This window comes from Pseudomonas sp. FP1742 (assembly GCF_030687145.1).
Taxonomy (GTDB): domain Bacteria; phylum Pseudomonadota; class Gammaproteobacteria; order Pseudomonadales; family Pseudomonadaceae; genus Aquipseudomonas; species Aquipseudomonas frederiksbergensis_D.
Genome location: NZ_CP117460.1, coordinates 6,143,006 through 6,162,172, shown reverse-complemented (window position 1 = coordinate 6,162,172; position 19,167 = coordinate 6,143,006). Strand labels below are relative to the sequence as shown.

Annotated in this window: 14 protein-coding genes; 4 read left to right on the top strand and 10 right to left on the bottom strand. The window is 60.8% G+C overall.

Features of this window, described 5'->3' with window-relative positions:
- Positions 1-235: 235 nt before the first annotated feature.
- The 3 genes from PSH64_RS27980 to PSH64_RS27970 are packed head-to-tail and all read left to right on the top strand — an operon-like array spanning position 236 to position 3,225.
- Positions 236-2,359, top strand: coding sequence for a bifunctional diguanylate cyclase/phosphodiesterase (locus tag PSH64_RS27980; protein WP_305479272.1), 2,124 nt, complete (start codon positions 236-238; stop codon positions 2,357-2,359).
- 46 nt (positions 2,360-2,405) lie between these two features.
- Positions 2,406-2,897 carry a M48 family metallopeptidase gene (locus tag PSH64_RS27975; RefSeq protein ID WP_305479271.1) on the top strand — a complete coding sequence of 164 codons (492 nt, stop codon included), beginning with the start codon at positions 2,406-2,408 and terminating at the stop codon, positions 2,895-2,897.
- Positions 2,898-2,928: 31 nt separating this feature from the next.
- A complete protein-coding gene (locus PSH64_RS27970) occupies positions 2,929-3,225 on the top strand; it encodes a winged helix-turn-helix domain-containing protein (RefSeq protein WP_305479269.1) in 297 nt (98 codons plus the stop codon).
- A 105-nt stretch (positions 3,226-3,330) separates the two neighbouring features.
- Here the strand turns inward: PSH64_RS27970 and PSH64_RS27965 are convergent, their stop codons facing one another.
- On the bottom strand, positions 3,331-3,783 hold the full coding sequence (locus PSH64_RS27965; RefSeq protein ID WP_305479268.1) for a GNAT family N-acetyltransferase: 453 nt from the start codon (positions 3,781-3,783) through the stop codon (positions 3,331-3,333).
- 259 nt (positions 3,784-4,042) lie between these two features.
- Here PSH64_RS27965 and PSH64_RS27960 point away from each other — a divergent pair, with 259 nt between their 5' ends.
- Positions 4,043-4,780, top strand: a complete 738-nt coding sequence (locus tag PSH64_RS27960; RefSeq protein WP_105340869.1) for an ABC transporter substrate-binding protein — start codon at positions 4,043-4,045, stop codon at positions 4,778-4,780.
- A gap of 148 nt (positions 4,781-4,928) precedes the next feature.
- Here the strand turns inward: PSH64_RS27960 and yccS are convergent, their stop codons facing one another.
- The 9 genes from yccS to betI all read right to left on the bottom strand — a co-directional run bounded on the left by yccS (position 4,929) and on the right by betI (position 18,901).
- A complete protein-coding gene (gene yccS, locus PSH64_RS27955) occupies positions 4,929-7,112 on the bottom strand; it encodes a YccS family putative transporter (RefSeq protein WP_305479266.1) in 2,184 nt (727 codons plus the stop codon).
- Between the two features lie 238 nt (positions 7,113-7,350).
- Positions 7,351-8,529: an NAD(P)/FAD-dependent oxidoreductase gene (locus PSH64_RS27950; protein ID WP_305479265.1), complete on the bottom strand. Its 1,179-nt coding sequence runs from the start codon at positions 8,527-8,529 to the stop codon at positions 7,351-7,353.
- A gap of 150 nt (positions 8,530-8,679) precedes the next feature.
- Positions 8,680-10,017, bottom strand: a complete 1,338-nt coding sequence (dbpA, locus tag PSH64_RS27945) for an ATP-dependent RNA helicase DbpA (RefSeq protein WP_305481216.1) — start codon at positions 10,015-10,017, stop codon at positions 8,680-8,682.
- Between the two features lie 231 nt (positions 10,018-10,248).
- Positions 10,249-11,676, bottom strand: a complete 1,428-nt coding sequence (gene mdtD, locus PSH64_RS27940) for a multidrug transporter subunit MdtD (RefSeq protein ID WP_305479264.1) — start codon at positions 11,674-11,676, stop codon at positions 10,249-10,251.
- Positions 11,677-11,813: 137 nt separating this feature from the next.
- On the bottom strand, positions 11,814-13,151 hold the full coding sequence (locus PSH64_RS27935; RefSeq protein WP_305479263.1) for a TldD/PmbA family protein: 1,338 nt from the start codon (positions 13,149-13,151) through the stop codon (positions 11,814-11,816).
- Complete coding sequence (locus PSH64_RS27930; protein WP_305479262.1) at positions 13,151-14,593, bottom strand: TldD/PmbA family protein; 1,443 nt, start codon at positions 14,591-14,593, stop codon at positions 13,151-13,153. The genes PSH64_RS27935 and PSH64_RS27930 overlap by 1 nt, the downstream gene beginning before the upstream one ends.
- 274 nt (positions 14,594-14,867) lie before the next feature.
- On the bottom strand, positions 14,868-16,571 hold the full coding sequence (betA, locus tag PSH64_RS27925) for a choline dehydrogenase (RefSeq protein ID WP_305479260.1): 1,704 nt from the start codon (positions 16,569-16,571) through the stop codon (positions 14,868-14,870).
- A gap of 154 nt (positions 16,572-16,725) precedes the next feature.
- Positions 16,726-18,198: a betaine-aldehyde dehydrogenase gene (gene betB / locus PSH64_RS27920; RefSeq protein ID WP_305479259.1), complete on the bottom strand. Its 1,473-nt coding sequence runs from the start codon at positions 18,196-18,198 to the stop codon at positions 16,726-16,728.
- A 109-nt stretch (positions 18,199-18,307) separates the two neighbouring features.
- The gene (gene betI / locus PSH64_RS27915; protein ID WP_018928769.1) at positions 18,308-18,901 is read right to left on the bottom strand and encodes a transcriptional regulator BetI; all 594 of its coding nucleotides are present in this window, start codon (positions 18,899-18,901) and stop codon (positions 18,308-18,310) included.
- Between the last annotated feature and the right edge of the window lie 266 nt (positions 18,902-19,167).

Below are 19,167 nucleotides of genomic sequence, written 5' to 3'. Positions count from 1 at the left end.
GGCCGCTTTGTTAATGCCCGTCTGGCAGATGATTGGCGTCAACAACCTGTCGAAATGCCATCCTTCCCGGTTTATAAGGCCTGCAGGACTGACCGTTAGTCGGCTATATGAAACTTTACCGAAGTGATGGGATACCAGCGGCTTCTGCTTTCCCGGATCCGGGTCTAGAGTGAAGTCGCAATATGTGACCGGTTTTAACAAAAGCCGGCCTGACGTCCCGAACAAGAGATGCAGCATGGAATGCGCAGAACTTACGCCAGCTGAAGGCAACTCAATCCTTTTAATTGTCGATGATTACCCTGAAAACCTGATCAGCATGCGCGCGTTGTTACAACGCCAGGACTGGCAGGTCATGACCGCGGCTTCCGGTTTTGAAGCCCTTGGCCTGTTACTCGAACACGATGTCGACCTGGTGCTGCTGGATGTGCAGATGCCGGGCATGGACGGTTTCGAAGTGGCGCGTCTGATGCGTGGCAGCCAGCGAACCCGTCTCACACCGATCATTTTCCTCACCGCCAACGAACAGTCCCAGGACGCGGTGATCAAGGGCTACGCCAGTGGCGCGGTGGATTACCTGTTCAAGCCGTTCGACCCGCAAATTCTCAAACCCAAAGTCCAGGCCCTGCTCGAGCACCAGCGTAATCGCCGCGCCTTGCAGCGGCTGAGTCATGATCTTGAGGTGGCCCGAGCCTTCAATGCCTCGGTGCTGGACAATGCGGCCGAAGGCATTCTGGTGGTGAGTGAGGACGGGCTGATTCGCTTCGCCAACCCGGCGATGTCGCGCCTGCTCAATGCCACGGTGTATGACCTGCAAGGCAAGGAGTTTCTGGATTTCCTGCAAAAACCGCACATCCCGATCTGGGCCGATTCCGAGCTGTTTGCCGGTTACAAACGCGGTGAGACCCTGCGCCTGCACGACGCGCTGCTGCGGACCGCGCCCGGTCAGCAAGTGCCGGTGGCGTTGTCCTGCGCGCCGTTACCCGCCGAACAGCATGCGATGGTGGTGACGGTGCTGGACATGTCGGTGGTGCACCATCTGCATCAGCAGCTTGAGTTCCAGGCAGTGACCGATCCACTGACCGGGCTGCTCAATCGGCGAGGGTTCTACCAGACTGTTGAAAACCTGCTGCTGCGCGGTGAGCGCTCCGACAGCTCCTGGGTGCTGTTGTACCTGGACCTCGACGGTTTCAAGCGGGTCAATGATTCTCTCGGCCACGATGCCGGCGACCGGGTGCTGCGCTGGGTGTCCGAGCAGTTGAAAGCTTGCCTGCGGCCCTTCGATATTCTGGCGCGGATGGGCGGCGATGAGTTCACTGCGTTGCTGGATCTTGAACTTCCCGAACAGGCGGCAAAAATTGCCGAGAAACTCATCGAGCGGGTGTCGATCTGTCAGCAGATCGAAGGCATGGACATCGCCTTGGGCGCCAGTATCGGCATCGCCACTTATCCCGATTGCGGGGCTAATCTGGACGGGTTGATGCGGGCGTCCGACATTGCCATGTACGAAGCCAAGCGCGCCGGGCGTCAGCAATATCGCTTCTACGATCACGAAATGAACGGCCGGGCGCGTTCGCGGCTGATGCTCGAAGAAAGCGTGCGTACAGCTATCGAGAACCGTGATTTCAACCTGGTTTATCAGCCCCAGGTGGCCATTGCCGATGGGCAGATTCGCGGCTTCGAGGCGTTGCTGCGCTGGCAGCATCCCAGTGTCGGCGATGTACCGCCGGGGCTGTTTTTGCCGTTGCTGGAAGAGGCGCGGTTGATCAGTCGCCTGGGCAGCTGGATTTACCATCGCGGGGCCAAACAGCGAAAAGCCTGGGAAACCTTGTTTGCCGAAGATCTGGTGCTGGGCGTCAGTTTGAGCAGTACGCAATTCGGTTTGCCCAATCTGGTCACCGAGCTGCGTCAGGTGCTGGAGCGCCATGGTTTGAAGCCGCGGCAGCTGGAAGTCGAGGTCACGGAAGAGGCCTTGATGTCCAACCCCGACGAGACCCGCAAACAACTGCGATTGCTGCGCAATCTTGGGGTGCGGGTGGCGCTGGATGATTTCGGCTCCGGTGCTTGTTCGCTGGCGCACTTGCGCGACCTGGAACTGGACACGCTCAAGCTCGACCGGCATTTGATCGCCCGGCTGCCGGGGTCCGAACGGGATGCGGCGTTGGCATACAGTGTGATCGACCTGTGCAAGCGGCTGGGTCTGCTGGTGATCGCCGAAGGGGTTGAAACGGTGGCGCAATACGAATGGCTGCAAGCCAACGGTTGCCAGTATGTGCAGGGCTTTCTGGTGGCGCGGCCGTTGATGGCCGAGGACACCGGTCACTTTGTCGAGCCGTTCGACTGGAGCGCGCTGACGAGTTGAATTCGCTACACTGGCGACCTTTTCGTGACGCATGTTGCCGCTCCCAATGACCGTGTTGAAATACCTCCAGGCCTATCCCCCCGCATTGCAGGACCAGGTGCGCCAACTGATCGCCGAAGGTCGGCTGGGCGATTACCTGAGCCAGCGCTATCCGGAAAAACACGGGGTGCAGAGCGACAAGGCGCTGTACGCCTATGCCCTGGACCTCAAGCAGGAATACCTGCGTAACGCGCCGGCCATCGACAAGGTGTTGTTCGACAACCGCCTGGACCTGACCCACCGCGCGCTCGGTCTGCACACCGCGATCTCACGGGTGCAGGGTGGCAAGCTCAAGGCCAAGAAAGAAATTCGCATCGCCTCGCTGTTCAAGGACGCGGCGCCGCAGTTTCTGAAGATGATCGTGGTGCATGAGCTGGCGCACTTCAAAGAGTCGGATCACAACAAGGCGTTCTACAAACTGTGCGAACACATGTTGCCGGGGTACCACCAGGTGGAGTTCGATTTGCGGGTGTACCTGACGTGGCGGGATATGCACTGAACAAATCTGCTAATTAATCGGGAGCGCATGGATGGACGTGAGCAAGACCAAGAGCAGCTTCTACCGCCGATTGTATGTGGCGTACCTGATCGACAGCGGGCTGGCCAGTAACGTCCCTGCATTGACCGAAGTGACCGGCATGCCCCGACGCACGGCTCAGGACACCATCGCGGCGTTGGCGGACCTGGATATCATTTGTGAATTCGAGCAGGAGGAGGGCGCGCGCAACCATGCGGGGCGCTATCGGATTCGCGAGTGGGGGGCGATTGATCGGGGGTGGATCGAGCGTAATCTGCGGCAGATCAAAGCGGTGCTGGAGTATCCCTGAGATTTTGCGGTGTTGCAGACGACGCCTTCGCGAGCAAGCCCGCTCCCACATTAGTCCTGTGAACTCAGTTCCAGTGTGGGAGCGGGCTTGCTCGCGAAGGGGCCCTTACGGGCGGCGCATCCCGATATGCGGAATCTGATCCTCCAGGTATTCCTCACCCACCACCACAAACCCGTACCGCCCGTAGTACCCCTGCAAATGTGCCTGGGCCGAGAGGTAGATCGGCACCTCGGGCCAGTGCTTCTCGGCCTGTTTCAACGCCTGGTTCATCAATTCATGCCCAAGCCCGGCGCCGCGTGCCGCGGGTGCGATGATCACCCGGCCAATCACTACATCGCCGCCCTGCAACTCTGGGTCGAGCAATCGCAGGTAGGCCACCAGCCGATCCCCGTCCCAGCCCATCAAATGGCAAGTGTCACCTTCCAGGTCCTGACCATCGACGTCCTGATAAGCGCATTTTTGCTCGACGATGAACACCTCGGCGCGCAACTGCAAAATGGCGTACAGCTGCTCTTTGCCCAGATCGCTGTGGTGTTTGCAGACCCAATCGATTGTCATCTTCACATTCCTTGAACAACGTTGTTCCGATACTAAGCGCCCTGATGGGGGTATGTCTTTATGGCAGAGAAATCTGTGATGAAGGCCAAAGTGCCATCATTCATTTCTCGCGAGATTGTCTTCTTTGTGTAATCTGCGATGAAGCGCTGTGCAATGGCCTCAATGAGCTAATGTTAGGACCTGGGTTTCGCCGGTAAAGGGACCCTGGAGTTTTGGCTGAAAAACACGTCGGGCAGCTCGCCCGCTAAGGATTTCTGGCATGCCGCGATTGCATCGAGCGTTTGCTTTGATTGGATTGCTGTTGCTGACACAGGCGGAGGCAGCGGAAAAACTGCGTCTGGTAGCCGACGCCTGGCCACCCTTTACCGATGCCACGCTGGTCAATGGCGGATTGGCCACCGACATCGTCAGCACCGCGCTGGCCCGGGCCGGTTATGCCAGTGATTTCGAACAGGTACCGTGGGCGCGAGCCTTGTTTGGAGTAGGTGAAGGGCGTTATGACGTACTGGTCAACGCCTGGTACACCGACGAGCGCACCAAGCTTGGGCAGTTTTCCGATGAATACCTGCTCAACCGGGTGCGCTTTCTCAAGCGCAAAGACACGCCAATCGAATACAACAACCTGCAACAGCTGCACACCTACCCGATAGCGGTGGTGCGCGGTTATGCCTATTCGCACGAATTCGACGATGACGTGTCGCTGCAGAAAATCCCGGTGCATAACTTCGCCATGGCCGTGCGCATGGTCGCGGCCGATCGGGTCAAACTGACCCTCGAAGACGAGTTCGTCGCCCGGTATTACCTCGCGCGGGAATCAGCCAAAGTGCGCAATGCCGTGGAGTTCTTGCCCAAGCCGTTGAGCGAAAACAGCCTGCATATTCTGGTGAGCCTGAAGAACCCGCAGCATGAACAGATCGTCGCCGGTTTCGATCGTGAGATCGCGGCGATGAAGGCTGATGGGAGTTATGAGAAGTTGCTCAGGCAGCATGGGATGTGATCTGCAAGGCCTGCGGTATCTGAGCCGGCGCTTTCGCGGGCAAGCCCGCTCCCACAGTTTTGGTGGTGGGCCACAAAACAGTGGTTCACAGCAGAACCTTGTGGGAGCGGGCTTGCCCGCGCAGAGGCCCGCCCAGACACGACACCTCTCAGGCTTCGCTGGTGTCCTTGATCAAATGCGCCGCCAACGTCCGTAACGGCCCCAGTTGCCGGCAGATCAACGCCAGTTGCGTCTGCACCAGGCGCTGCCCTTCATCGATTTCATCCGGCATCTGTTCAAGCGTATTGGCCAGCGCTTCTTCCTCGTCACTCTGAATCGCAATGGGCTGTTTGCTCGCCAGTCCCTGGGCGATTTCGTCGAGGCTGGCGGCCAGGCTCACGCCGGCGCCGTCGATCAAGTGCTCTCGCACGTCCGACGGCAGTTGGGTTTCACGGTGTGCCCCCAGGCCCGACAAATAGCTGAGCAAGGTGTGTGACAACACCAGGAAACGGAACCCGACATCGGCTTCCTTACGGAAGTGCCCCGGCTCCATCAGCATGTTGGCCAGCGTCGTCGACAACGCGGCATCGGCGTTGTGCGCGTTGCGTCGGGCCAGGCGGTAAGCCAGGTCATCGCTTTTACCAGCGGCGTATTGCTGCATGATCTGGCGCAGGTAAATGCTGTTGCAGGTCAGGGTATTGGCCAGCACTTTGTTCAGGCGTCGACCCTGCCAGTCCGGCAGAAACAGGAAGACCGCCAGCCCGGCGATCAGGCTGCCGAGCAGGGTATCGAACAGTCGCGGCAGGAGCAGCCCGTAACCGTCGCCCACCTGGTTGAAGCAGAACAGCACCATGATCGTGATGGCGGCAGTCGCCAGGGTGTAGCGGGTGGTGCGGTTGGTAAAGAACACCACCCCGGCAACGATGGCGAAGCTCGACTGGATCAACGGGTTCGGGAACAGATCGAACAGTGCCCAGGCCACGGTCAGGCCGATGGCGGTGCCGATGATCCGCTGGCCCAGTTTGCGGCGGGTGGCGCCGTAGTTCGGCTGACAGACAAACAGCGTGGTGAGGATGATCCAGTAACCTTGCGAGGGGTGGATCAAATGCACCATGGCGTAGCCGATGCTCAACGCCAGGGGCAGGCGCAGGGCGTGGCGGAACAGCAAGGACGTTGGCGTCAGCTGTGTGCGCAAGCGAATCCACACATCCTTGAGGCTGCGTGGCGAACGGTCGAGCAGGCTGCTGTCGGTGGCATCTGCGAGCGCATCGGGGTTGCTGGCATCGCTGAGCAAACGGTCGAGGGTGCCGAGGTTGGCGGCCAATGCCCGCAACGAGCGCAACAGGCCGCGCCACGCCGGATTGCTCTGGATGCGCAGGTGCTCGAGAGAGGCGTGCAGGTCACTCAGGGCTTCGGCGAAGCTGGCGTCATAGATGAACGGCTGGCGCATCTGGATCGATTCGGCCAGCGCGCGGCACGCCTTGCCCTGTTGGCGCAGCAGGCGCTGACAGCGGAACAGCACGTCGCTATGGAAAAACGCCTCGGCCAGCGCGTTGTAAGGGTAGTGCGAGGAGCTGGCGCGCTCGTGGATGTCCTGGGCGAGAAAATACAGCTTCAGGTAACGGCTGACTTTCGCGCCCGGCCGGCCATCGCCGACCCGGTGCAGAATGATTTCCTTGGCGGTGTTCAGGGCCGCCACCACCCGACCGTTCTGCTGGGCCAGTTCCAGGCGGCGCGCTTCCACGTCCAGTTGCCGGATCGGTTCGAAGAGTGACGATTTCAGCTTCAGGTAATAACCCAGCTCACGGAACAACCGCGCCAGGCTCTGTTGCACCGGCTGGTTGGAAAACAGCGCCTGCCACAGCACCGAGAGCAAGCCATACCAGGCCGCACCGGCCACCAGCAGCACCGGCTCGTGCCAGAAATCAGTGACTGCGCCGCCGCGCTGGTCCACGCCGATCATGGTGTAGACCGACAGAATCAGCGTCGCCGAAGCAATCGCCCCATAACGCTCGCCCAGCGCGCCGAGCATGGTCAGACAGAAACTGGCCAGGGCAAAGGCGATGATAAAGAGGATGGGGTAGGGGAAGAGCAGTTCGACGGACAGGGCGGCGACCATAAAACACACCAGCGTCACGGCCAGTGCGTTGAGGCGGCCCTGCCAACTGTCGTCGGTTTCGGCCAGGGCGCTGGCGATGATCCCCAGGAACAACGGGATCAGCAGGCCCATTTCATCTTGATACCAACACAGCGCCATGGTGCCGGTCAGGGCAATGAACACCCGCACGCTGTAACTGAATTTATCCAGCGCCCAGAGGCGACGCAGAGACTGCCGAAATGTGGTCGATGACATGAAGTGCGAAGGCCTTCCGAGGCAATGACGCTAAATTGAGCCACTAATGACGCCGACGCAATGGCGCCGATCACATCAGACAGCAAAATCTGTTCCTGACCAGTCACCATAAATTCAATGTGGGAGCGGCGGTGCGGCGATCCGACTTGCTCGCGAAGGGGCCAGTACATTCAACATCTCTATCGACCGTCAGACCGCCTTCGCGAGCAAGCCCGCTCCCACATTTAATTTGTGTTTGTCAGACGAATTGCGCGGCGGCGTAACCGGAGGCCCAGGCCCACTGGAAGTTGAAACCGCCTAGATGCCCGGTGACGTCGAGCACTTCGCCGATGAAATACAGGCCGGGGCTCTTCAGCGATTCCATGGTCTTGGATGACACCTCGCGCGTGTCGACGCCACCCAGGGTCACTTCGGCCGTGCGGTAGCCCTCGGTGCCGGCCGGCACGACTTTCCAGCTCGCCAGTTTTTCGGCGATGTCGGCAATTTCCGCGTGGGTGTACTGCTTCATCGGTTTGGAGACGAACCAGTTGTCCGCCAGCAGGTTGGCCATCTTCTTGGTGAAGATTTCACCGAGCAGGGTTTTCAGCTCACTGTTGGGGCGTTCGACCTGCTGTTGTTGCAGCCAGCTCGGTACGTCGTGATCCGGCATCAGGTTGATCTCTACCGTGTCGCCGGATTCCCAGAACGAAGAAATCTGCAAAATCGCCGGGCCACTGAGGCCGCGGTGGGTGAACAGGATGTTCTCGCGAAAGCTCTGGTCGTTGCAGCTCACCAGGCAATCCACCGACGTGCCGGACAGCTCGGTGCAAAGCTCCTTGAGCTGATCGGTGATGGTGAACGGCACGAGGCCGGCGCGGGTCGGCAGCAGATCGTGGCCGAACTGCTTGGCCACCTGATAGCCGAAACCGGTGGCGCCGAGAGTCGGAATCGACAGGCCGCCGGTGGCGATCACCAGGGATTGGCAAGTGATCTGGCCCAGCGTGGTATCCAGCAGGTAACCGCTTTCGAGCTTCTCGATGGTCTGGATCGAGGTGTCCAGGTGCGGGCTGACGCCGACCTGCTGGCACTCGTCGAGCAGCATGTCGAGGATGTCGCTGGATTTGTTATCGCAGAACAACTGGCCGAGTTTTTTCTCGTGGTATGGCACGCCGTGTTTGGCCACCAGACCGATGAAGTCCCACTGGGTGTAACGCGCCAACGCAGACTTGCAGAAATGCGCGTTCTGCGAGAGGAAATTGCTCGGCTCGGTGTACATGTTGGTGAAATTGCAGCGGCCACCGCCCGACATCAGGATTTTCTTGCCGGCCTTGTTGGCGTGGTCGAGCAACATCACCTTGCGCCCGCGCCCGGCGGCGGTCAGCGCACACATCAACCCTGCGGCGCCAGCGCCAATGATCACGACTTCGGTAGAGCGCAAAACGGTGTCCTCTCTGTTTCACCACAAAACTAATGTGGGAGCGGGCTTGCTCGCGAAAGCGGTGTGTCAGTCAACACTCATGCCGACTGACAGATTGCATTCGCGAGCAAGCCCGCTCCCACAGGGAATCTTCGTTGGGGCGAAGACTTCTTATAAAATGCGCACGCGCAGCGAACGGCCTTTGATTTTACCGTCGTTCAGGCGCTGCAAGGCTTGTTTGGCGATCCCGCGTTCCACGGCCACATACGCCTGGAAGTCGAAAATCGCGATCTTGCCGACCTGGGCGCCCGGGATGCCGGCATCGCCGGTCAGAGCACCCAGAATGTCACCCGGACGCACTTTGTCTTTACGGCCCGCGCCAATGCACAGCGTGCTCATCACCGGCAGCAGCGGCCCGCCGCCCTGGGACGTGAGGTTATCCACCTGATCCCAATTCAACGGCGACTTCTGCAGTTGTTCGATGGCTTGGGCGCGATGCGCTTCGGACGGAGCGACCAGGCTGATCGCGATGCCTTTCTCGCCGGCACGACCGGTACGGCCGACACGGTGAATGTGGATTTCCGAGTCACGGGCCAGTTCGACGTTGATCACCATGTCCAGCGCATCGATGTCCAGGCCGCGCGCGGCGACGTCGGTGGCGACCAGTACCGATGTACTGCGGTTGGCGAACATCGCCAACACCTGATCGCGGTCACGCTGTTCCAGATCGCCGTGCAGGCCGACGGCGGAGATGCCTTTGGACGTCAGGTGATCGACGGTTTCCTGAACCTGCTGCTTGGTGAAGCAGAACGCCACGCAGGACGCCGGACGGAAGTGGCCGAGCACCTTGGTCACCGCGCTCATGCGCTCTTCCGGGGAAATCTCGTAGAAACGCTGCTCGATCTGCGTGTCGTCGTGGAACGCCTCGGCCTTCACTTGCTGCGGATTGCGCATGAACTTCGAGGCCAGCTGCTTGATGCCCACCGGATATGTGGCGGAGAACAGCAGGGTCTGACGACGTTCCGGGCACTGGGCGATGATTTCTTCGATGGAATCGTAGAAACCCATGTCGAGCATGCGGTCGGCTTCGTCGAGGATCAGCGTGTTCAGGCCGTGAAGCACCAGCGAACCCTTGCGCAGGTGTTGCTGGATACGCCCCGGAGTGCCGACGATGATGTGCGCGCCGTGCTCCAGCGAGCCGATCTGCGGGCCGAAGGACACACCGCCGCACAGGGTCAGCACCTTGATGTTGTCTTCGGCACGGGCCAGGCGACGGATTTCCTTGGCGACCTGGTCGGCCAGCTCACGGGTCGGGCAGATGACCAGTGCCTGGCAACCGAAGAAGCGCGGATTGATCGGGTTCAACAGGCCGATACCGAAGGCGGCGGTCTTGCCGCTGCCGGTCTTGGCCTGGGCGATCAGGTCCATCCCCTTGAGGATCACCGGCAAGCTTTGCGCCTGGATCGGCGTCATCTGGGCATAACCGAGGGAGTCGAGGTTAGCCAGCATGGCGGCGGACAGCGGCAAAGTATTAAAAGCGGTGGCGATGGTGGTCACGGGACTGGCCTGCAAAACAAAATGTCGCGCAGTGTATCAGTCCCGAGCTCTGCACCTGCAAATTCTGGACGAATAGCCGTAGCAGCTGTCGAGGTACGAGGCTGCGTTGCGTGCCCGCAGGACCGCCCCGGGGGGGCCGCTTCGCAGCCCAACGCAGCCTCGTGCCTCGGCAGCTGCTACGGGTCAGTGCTCTATATCGTGCTCGCGGCTGACCATCCGTCGGCCATCCTTCGGTGAAAGTTGCGAGAAGATCGTTGCAGCCAGCATCGCCATGACTCCCACCGTCACAAACGTCAGCTGGAACGCGCCCAACACCGTGTCCACGTCGTCATTGCCCATCTCCGCCGTGAAGCCGCCGAGCAGCGCACCGGCGCACGCCACGCCCAGGCTCAGGGACAATTGCGCTACCACCGACAGCAAGCTGTTGCCGCTGCTGGCGCTGGCGTCGTCGAGGTCGATCAGTGTCACGGTATTCATCGCGGTGAACTGCAAGGAGTTGATCGCCCCCAGAATCGCCAGCTGGCCCAGCAACAGCCAATACGGCGTCTGCTCGCTGACCAGGCCCATGCTCGCCAGCATGATCCCCAGCGCCAGTGTGTTGCCGGTCAGCACGATGCGGTAGCCGAAACGTTCGATCAGCGGCCGCGCCACGGATTTGGCGACCATCGCCGCCGCAGCCAGGGGCAGCATGCTCATCCCGGCCTGTGACGGCGAATAGCCCAGCGCCACTTGCAGCAGCAACGGCACCAGGAACGGCAATGCGCCGCTGCCCAACCGGGCGAACAGATTGCCGAGGATGCCCACGGCAAAGGTCCGGGTCTTGAACAGCGATGGCGCAAACAGTGGATTGTCGATGTGCCCGGCCCGCAGCCAATAGGCCGCCAGACAGGCCATGCCGGCAAACAGCAGCAACATCACCCGCAAGTGCGGCAGATGCAGTTCGCCGAGGCCTTCCATGGCGATGGTGATCAGCACCATCGCCATGCCGAACAGCAAAAAGCCCAGGCTATCGAATCGGGTGCGCTCGCTGCCGCGCAAGTCGGGAATGAATTTCCACACCGCATAGCAGCCGATGACGCCCACCGGCAGGTTGATCAGGAAGATCCAGTGCCAGGTCAGGTATTGCACCATCCAGCCGCCCATGGTCGGGCCGATCAGCGGGCCGAGCAGGCCGGGAATGGTGATGAACCCCATGATCCGCACCAGGTCCGAGCGCGGATACGCGCGCAGCACTACCAATCGCCCCACCGGCAACATCAAGGCGCCGCCCAGGCCCTGGATCACCCGGGCGCCGATCAGCATGCTCAAGGTGCTCGATAGCGCACAGAGCAATGAGCCGATGCTGAACAACAGGATGGCGCCGAAGAAGATTTTCTTGGTGCCGAAACGGTCGGCGATCCAGCCGGAGGCGGGAATCAGCAAGGCGACGGTGAGCATGTAGGCGATGATCACACCCTGCATGCGCAGCGGGTCTTCGGCCAGGTCCCGGGCCATGGCGGGGAGGGCGGTGTTGAGGATTGTCCCGTCGAGGGACTGCATGAAAAAGGCAATGGCCACGACCCATGGCAACCAGCGGGCGGTGACGGCGTCGAGGGGGGGGCGGTTGGGCATGGGGCCTCTTGTGAGTTGGTCAGGTAACGGTAAACCTGTGGGAGCGGGCTTGCCCGCGAAGGCGATGTATCAGTCAATATTGATGTTGAAGCTGATGGCCTCTTCGCGGGCAAGCCCGCTCCCACAGGTTTTTGTGTTTACAGGGTCAAGGTCAGTCGGCTGACGAGCGCTCCCGGCAGCAATGCCGAAGACGTGTTGCGCTGACTGTAGGTGCTGGCCGACAACATCAGCTCGCGTTCCTCGGTCAACGCTTCCAGCTGCGAACCCAGCAGGCTGTAGGCGCTGTCATCGAAACGCATGGTGCTGACCGGTGCCTGAATCTCGCCGTTCTCGACCCAGAAGGTCGCGAACCGTGTCATGCCGGTCAGGCGCGCCGCCGGTTGGTCGGAGTAGTTCAGGTACCACAGGTTGCTGATGTACAAACCGGTGCCCAGTTGCTTGAGGATCTCGGCGTCAGGCAACGAGCCGGCTGCCATGTTCAACGCACTTGGCGCTTCACCGCCGCCAGCACCGTTGGCGGTCAGGCCGTACTCGGCGGCGCTGCGTGAACCGACCAGTTGCTCACCCGCCTTGCCCTCAACAATCAGCCGCAGATCACTGCGCGGATAACCTTCACCGGAGAACGCCGGGCTCAGGGAACCGCTGACTTTTTCATCCAGGGACACCATCGAACTGAACGAACTGTCGCCACCGTAGAGCTTCTGCAGCGGACTGCTCTTGCTGGCAATCGACTGCGCCGAGAACCCGCCCCAGCTGAGCATGCCCATGATTTCTTCCAGGGCCGCCGGTGCAAGGTAAGCGCGGTACTGACCCGGCGCCAGCGTGCGCAATGGCCGCCCGAGAAACGCCAACTGCTCGCGGGCCTGCTGGAAACGCCGGGCAAACCCGGCGCTGTTCCAGTCGTGCCCGGCATAGCTGGCTTTCACCGCCTGACCGTTTTCATGGAACAGGCTGAAATCGAAGTTGAAGCTATTGGCCTGATGCCAGCCGAACGCGCCCGAGGAGCTGGCGAAGCCGCGACTGATCGGCCCGGCGGCATAGAAACCGACCAGATCGAGCCCCTCGGCGGCCTGAGTGATTTCAGTGACCACCTGCTCGGTATCCGGCAGCGGATGTTCCTGCACGTTATTGCTCTGCCAGTCATCATGGTTGAGCAGCAGGTACGGGTCCTGAGGCAGCAACAGCAGGGTTTCGCGCAACTGCTGCAACCCCTCGGCCAGACGCTGAAGATCGACTTCCGGATCGCCCGACAATGTGATGTCGAGGTCGGCGTGGCGCCCATCGTTGATCAGTTTGAAACCGACGCTCGCCTGCTGCACCTGCCCGGCCTGACGCACCTTGGCGTGGTTGAAGCGCACAAAGGACGACGATTCGGCGGCGTAGCTGAGGGTGAATTGCTCAGGCTCGCGAATCGCTTCGCGCAACCAGTTGACCAATGTTTCAAACGATTCGGCCTGACCTTTTAATGTACTCATCAGGCATCTCCCCCAAACACATCAACGTTACTGAACACACAGGCCGGCGACGCATGGCCGACGCGGATCACCTGGTTCGGTTCGCCCTTGCCACAGTTCGGCGTACCCAACACCTTGAAGGTGCCGGCGTCGCCGACGGCGCTGAGGCTTTTCCAGAATTGCGCGGAAATCGCCCGGTAATTCGGGTTCTTCACCACGCCCTTGAGTTCACCGTTTTCGATCAACTGACCCCATTCGCAACCGAACTGGAATTTGTTGCGCGCGTCGTCGATGGACCACGAACGGTTGGTGCTCATCAAAATGCCGTGTTCGATGTTGCCGATCAGTTGTTCAAGCGGCTGATCGCCGGGCTCGATGTTGAGGTTGGCCATGCGGTCGATCGGCGGCCGGTTCCAGCCGCAGGCGCGGCTGTTGGCCACGCCGTCGAGGCCGGCCCGGAACTGCGAGAGTGCGCCGCCCAATGGCCGCAGCAGCAAACCTTCCTTGATCAGGAATTGCTTGCTGGCGGCGGTGCCGTCGTCGTCATGGCCGTAGCTGGCGAGTTGTTCGGGGATGTCCGGGTCGAAGGTCACATTGAGCAGTTCGGAGCCGTACTGCAGGCGGCCGAAGTCTTCTGCCTTGACGAAACTGGTGCCGGCGTAATTGCGCTCATCGCCCAGGATGCGGTCCAGTTCCAGCGGATGACCAATGGACTCGTGGATCTGCAGCATCATCTGGTCGGGCATCAGCAACAGGTCGCGCGGGCCTTGCGGGGTGTTCGGCGCCAGTAGCAATTGCAGTGCCTGATCAGCGATTTTCGGGCCGGAGCCGATCAGGCCGCAACGGCTGATCACATCAAAGCCGCCCTGCTGACCGAAGTTCTCGCGGCCCAGGGTACGGGTCTGGCTGTCGCTGCCGTCGTAGGCGGTGACGTCCATGCTCGGGTAGACGAAACGCTGGGCTTGGCGCAATTCGGCCCCGGCGCTGTTGAGGTAGATTTGCTCGACATGGGTGATGCCGATGCTCGCCTGCCAGTTCACCAGGCGCTCGTCCTTGGGCACGGCGGCGGATTCGGCGCCGAGCACTTGGTAGCAATCGCTCAGGGACGGGAAGGGCTGATCAAGGTTGGGCGATAAATAGTCGGCGCGGTCGCTGGAGACCGCTTGCTCGCGCAAGTCGAGGAGGGCGTGGGGCTTGAGTCGACGGGCTTGATGCTCGGCCTTCTCCAGCGCGGCTTGCAGGCCGGATTGGGACAGGTCGTTGGTCGCGGCATAGGCTTCGACGCCGTTGACCCGAACGGTCAGCATCGCGCCTTCGTCACGGCTCAGGCTCGGCGGTTCGGCGACGTTCTTGCGCACCGACAGGTACTGGCCGGACTCGCGCACATAACGCAGCGAAAAGAATTCAGCGCCCGTGCGCAAGGCAGCGAAGCGCTGCTTGAGCTGGGGGTGGAAATCGAACATTCGGGAACCTCCTTGGTATGGAGTGGCGGTGTATCGATGTCGCGAGGGGGTGAAACGTTTGCGTGGCGCTAGATTAGGCCTGCAGGGGGGTAGGATCAAGCGAAGAGCTGTGTAGGAAAGGTTTACCTCTGGGTGAGTCTGGAGGTTGTGTGTTGTCTGGTCGGGCCTCTTCGCGGGCAAGCCCGCTCCCACATTTGATCGTATTCCCCTGAGAGAACTCGGTTGAATGTGGGAGCGGGCTTGCTCGCGAAGGCTGCGCCTCGGTGTAACTGCCTTACTGCGCGGTAGGGCTCACATCCCGCAACGGCTTGCCACGCACCGGTGCATCACCGGCCACGTAGTATTTGGCCTTGCTGCGTGGCAGTGGCTTGCGACCGCGGATCTTGTCGGCGATTTTCTCGGCCATCATGATCGTCGGCGCGTTCAGGTTGCCGGTGGTGATGATCGGCATGATCGAGGCATCGACCACGCGCAGGCCTTGCATGCCGTGCACACGACCTTCGCCATCGACCACCGCCATTTCGTCGGTGCCCATCTTGCACGAGCAGGACGGATGGAACGCGGTTTCGGCGTGCTCGCGGATGAACTTGTCCAGCTGCTCGTCGGTTTGCACGTCGATGCCAGGGCTGATTTCCCGACCACGGAAGGCGTCCAGTGCTGGCTGTTGCATGATTTCACGGGTCAGGCGGATGCCGTCGCGGAATTCCTGCCAGTCCTGCTCGGTGGCCATGTAGTTGAACAGGATGCTCGGGTATTCGCGCGGATCCTTGGACTTGGCCTGGATGCGACCGCGGCTTGGCGAACGCATGGAACCCATGTGTGCCTGGAAGCCGTGCTCTTTCACGCCGTTGCTGCCGTTGTAGTTAATCGCTACCGGCAGGAAGTGATACTGGATGTTCGGCCATTCGAATTCCGGACGGGTACGAATGAAACCGCCGGCTTCGAATTGGTTGCTGGCGCCGATGCCGGTGCCTTTGAACAGCCACTCGGCGCCGATGGCCGGTTGGTTGTGCAGGAGCAGCGACGGGTACAGCGAAACCGGTTGGGTGCAGGCGTATTGCAGGTACAACTCGAGGTGATCCTGCAGGTTTTCACCGACGCCCGGCAGGTCGTGGACCACCGGGATATCAAGCTTTTTCAGCAGTTCGGCCGGGCCGACACCGGAGCGTTGCAGAATCTGCGGCGACGCGATGGCGCCGGAGCACAGCAGCACTTCCTTGCGGGCACGGACTTCAACGCGCTCTTCAGCCGCGCCAATCAGGTAACGCACGCCGACTGCACGCTTGCCTTCGAACAGAATTTTGTCGGTCAGGGCGTGGGTGACGATGGTCAGGGTCGAACGCTTCTTGGCGACGTCCAGGTAACCGCGAGCGGTACTGGCGCGACGGCCGTTCGGCGTCACGGTACGGTCCATCGGGCCGAAACCTTCCTGCTGGTAACCGTTCAAGTCTTCGGTACGCGGGTAACCGGCCTGCACGCCTGCTTCAACCATCGCGCTGAACAGCGGGTTGTTGCCGGCTTTTGGCGTGGTCACGCTGACCGGACCGTCGCCACCGTGGTAGTCGTTCGGGCCGATGTCACGGGTTTCCGCCTTGCGGAAATACGGCAGGCAGTCGAGGTAAGTCCAGTCTTCCAGGCCGGGCAATTTCGCCCAGTTGTCGTAATCCATCGCGTTGCCGCGGATGTAGCACATGCCGTTGATCAGCGAAGAACCACCCAGGCCCTTGCCGCGACCGCATTCCATCCGGCGACCGTCCATGTGTGGCTCCGGATCGGTTTCGTACGCCCAGTTGTAGCGACGACCTTGCAGCGGGAACGCCAAAGCCGCCGGCATTTGCGTGCGGAAATCCAGGCGGTAATCCGGGCCGCCCGCTTCGAGCAGCAGGACGGTGACGCCTTCGTCTTCAGTCAGACGGGTCGCCAAGGTGTTACCGGCCGAGCCGGCACCGATGATGATGTAATCGAATACTTGGGACATTGAATGCACCCTCTTTGAAGTTGGTCAGGTCATGGCCAAGGCGAGTGCTGTGCACTCATTCGCGAGCAAGCCCGCTCCCACATTGGAATGGGGACTCCTGTGGGAGCGGGCTTGCTCGCGAAGGCGGCCTCGCGGGCAACACAAGACTCGGGGCTTAGAACACCGAGGCGTAATCGCCCAGTTCGACCTGTACCGATTTGATGCGTGTGAAGTTGTTCAGCGAGCTGATGCCGTTCTCACGGCCCACGCCCGACTGCTTGTAGCCGCCGACCGGCATCTTGGCGTCGGACTCGCCCCAGGCGTTGATCCAGCAGATACCGGCTTCCAGTTGATGAATCACGCGGTGGGCGCGGTTCAGGTCCTTGGTGACGACACCGGCAGCCAGACCGAAGTCGGTGTCGTTGGCACGACGGATCACTTCTTCTTCGGTTTCGTAGGTCAGGATGCTCATCACCGGGCCGAAGATTTCTTCGCGCACGATGGTCATCTCGTCGGTGCAGTCGGTGAACACGGTCGGGGCCACGAACGCGCCTTTGGCGAATTCGCCGTCGGTCAGACGAGCGCCGCCGCACAGCAGGCGAGCGCCTTCTTCCTTACCTTTGGCGATGTAGCCCAGCACGCTTTCCATATGGGCGAAGCTGACCAGCGGGCCGAAGTTGGTGTTTTCGTCTTCCGGGTTGCCCACGCGAATGCGCGCAACGCGCTCAACGATCTTGGCTTCGAACGCGGCTTTCAGGTGGCTCGGTACGAACACGCGAGTGCCGTTGGTGCAGACCTGACCGGAGCTGTAGAAGTTGGCCATCATCGCGGTATCGGCGGCGCGATCGAGGTCGGCGTCGTCGAAAATGATCAGCGGGGATTTGCCGCCCAGTTCCATGGTCACGTCTTTGAGCGTGGAGGCGGAAGCGCTGGCCATGACTTTCTTGCCGGTGTCAGTGCCGCCGGTGAAGGAGACTTTTTCGATGCGTGGGTGCTCGGTCAGCCAGGTGCCGACTTCACGGCCGCTGCCGGTCAACACGTTGAACACGCCAGCTGGAACGCCGGCTTCGGTGTAGATCTCGGCCAGTTTCAGGGTGGTCAGCGAGGTGACTTCGCTTGGCTTGAAGATCATCGCGTTGCCGGCCGCCAGGGCTGGCGCGGACTTCCACAGGGCGATCTGGATCGGGTAGTTCCACGCGCCAATACCGGCCACGATGCCCAGCGGCTCGCGACGGGTGTAGACGAAAGAGGTGGTGCGCAGCGGAATCTGCTCGCCTTCGATGGCCGGTACCAGACCTGCGTAGTATTCCAGCACGTCAGCGCCGGTGACGATGTCGACGTAACGGGTTTCGGAGTACGCCTTGCCGGTGTCCAGGGTTTCCAGGGCGGCCAGTTCGTCGTTGCGCTCGCGCAGGATGTCGACGGCACGACGCAGGATGCGCGAACGCTCCATGGCGGTCATCGCGGCCCAGATTTTCTGGCCCTTTTCGGCACTGACCACTGCACGCTCGACGTCTTCCTTGGTCGCACGCTGTACGGTTGCGAGGACTTCACCGTTAGCCGGGTTGATGGCTTCGAAGGTGGCGTCGCTGCTGGCGTCGGTGTAACCGCCGTCGATGTAGAGTTTTTGCAGTTCGAAACGGGCCATAGTGTCCTCGCAAGTGCATTAAGTGGTTGGCGTTGACCACCGGGCGTGCCGTGTTGCGGGGCGACGCTGATCAGTGGCGGTTCAGGGGTTGAGCGGTTTTATGTGTGCTCTAACTCACCTGCTTGGCCAATTGGATATCCATGTATTCGTAAGCGATCCGTTGCGCCTGCTCGGTGTCGAAAGCATCTCCCGACAGCGCGCCGCGCAACCACAAACCGTCAATGAGGGCTGCCAGGCCCCGGGCGGCGCTGCGTGCTTGATCAAGCGGCAACGCACGGCGGAACTGGCAGCACAGGTTGGAATACAGACGGTGATCGTTGATCCGCTGCAACCTGTGCAAAGACGGCTGGTGCATGCTGGTGGCCCAGAAGGCCAGCCAGGTTTTCATTGCCGGGCCATTGACCTGGCTGGCGTCGAAGTTGCCTTCGATGATCACCTGCAGATGCGCCCGTGGGCTGTCATCTGCCATCGCCTGACGGCGCGCGGTGACGTTCTCGCTGAGGACGCTCATCAGATACCGCATCGTGGCGGCGATCAGGCCGTTCTTGTCCTGAAAGTAGTGACTGATGATGCCATTCGAGACACCGGCCAAACGGGCGATCAGCGCAATGCTGGCGTCCCCCATGCCGACCTGATCGACGGCCTGCAACGTGGCTTCGATCAATTGCTGGCGGCGGATGGGTTGCATACCGACCTTGGGCATCTTGCACATCTCCTTAGGCCTTCCGGTGGACGAAATACGGCTACCGGATTGAGGGCCAGTCTATTTTGTTTTGATTGAACGTTCAATCAACAAAGAATAAGATCTGCGACAATTCGTCGCTGCTTACAGATTTTTCCTACGTGTAAATGACGATAAACCGACATCCAAAAATGCTCGAAACCCATACGCAGACGCGTTCCAGGGGTTTCGGGCTTTTTTCGGGGTGTCTTTATATCACCCGCCGGTCGGCTGCCAACTAATCGATT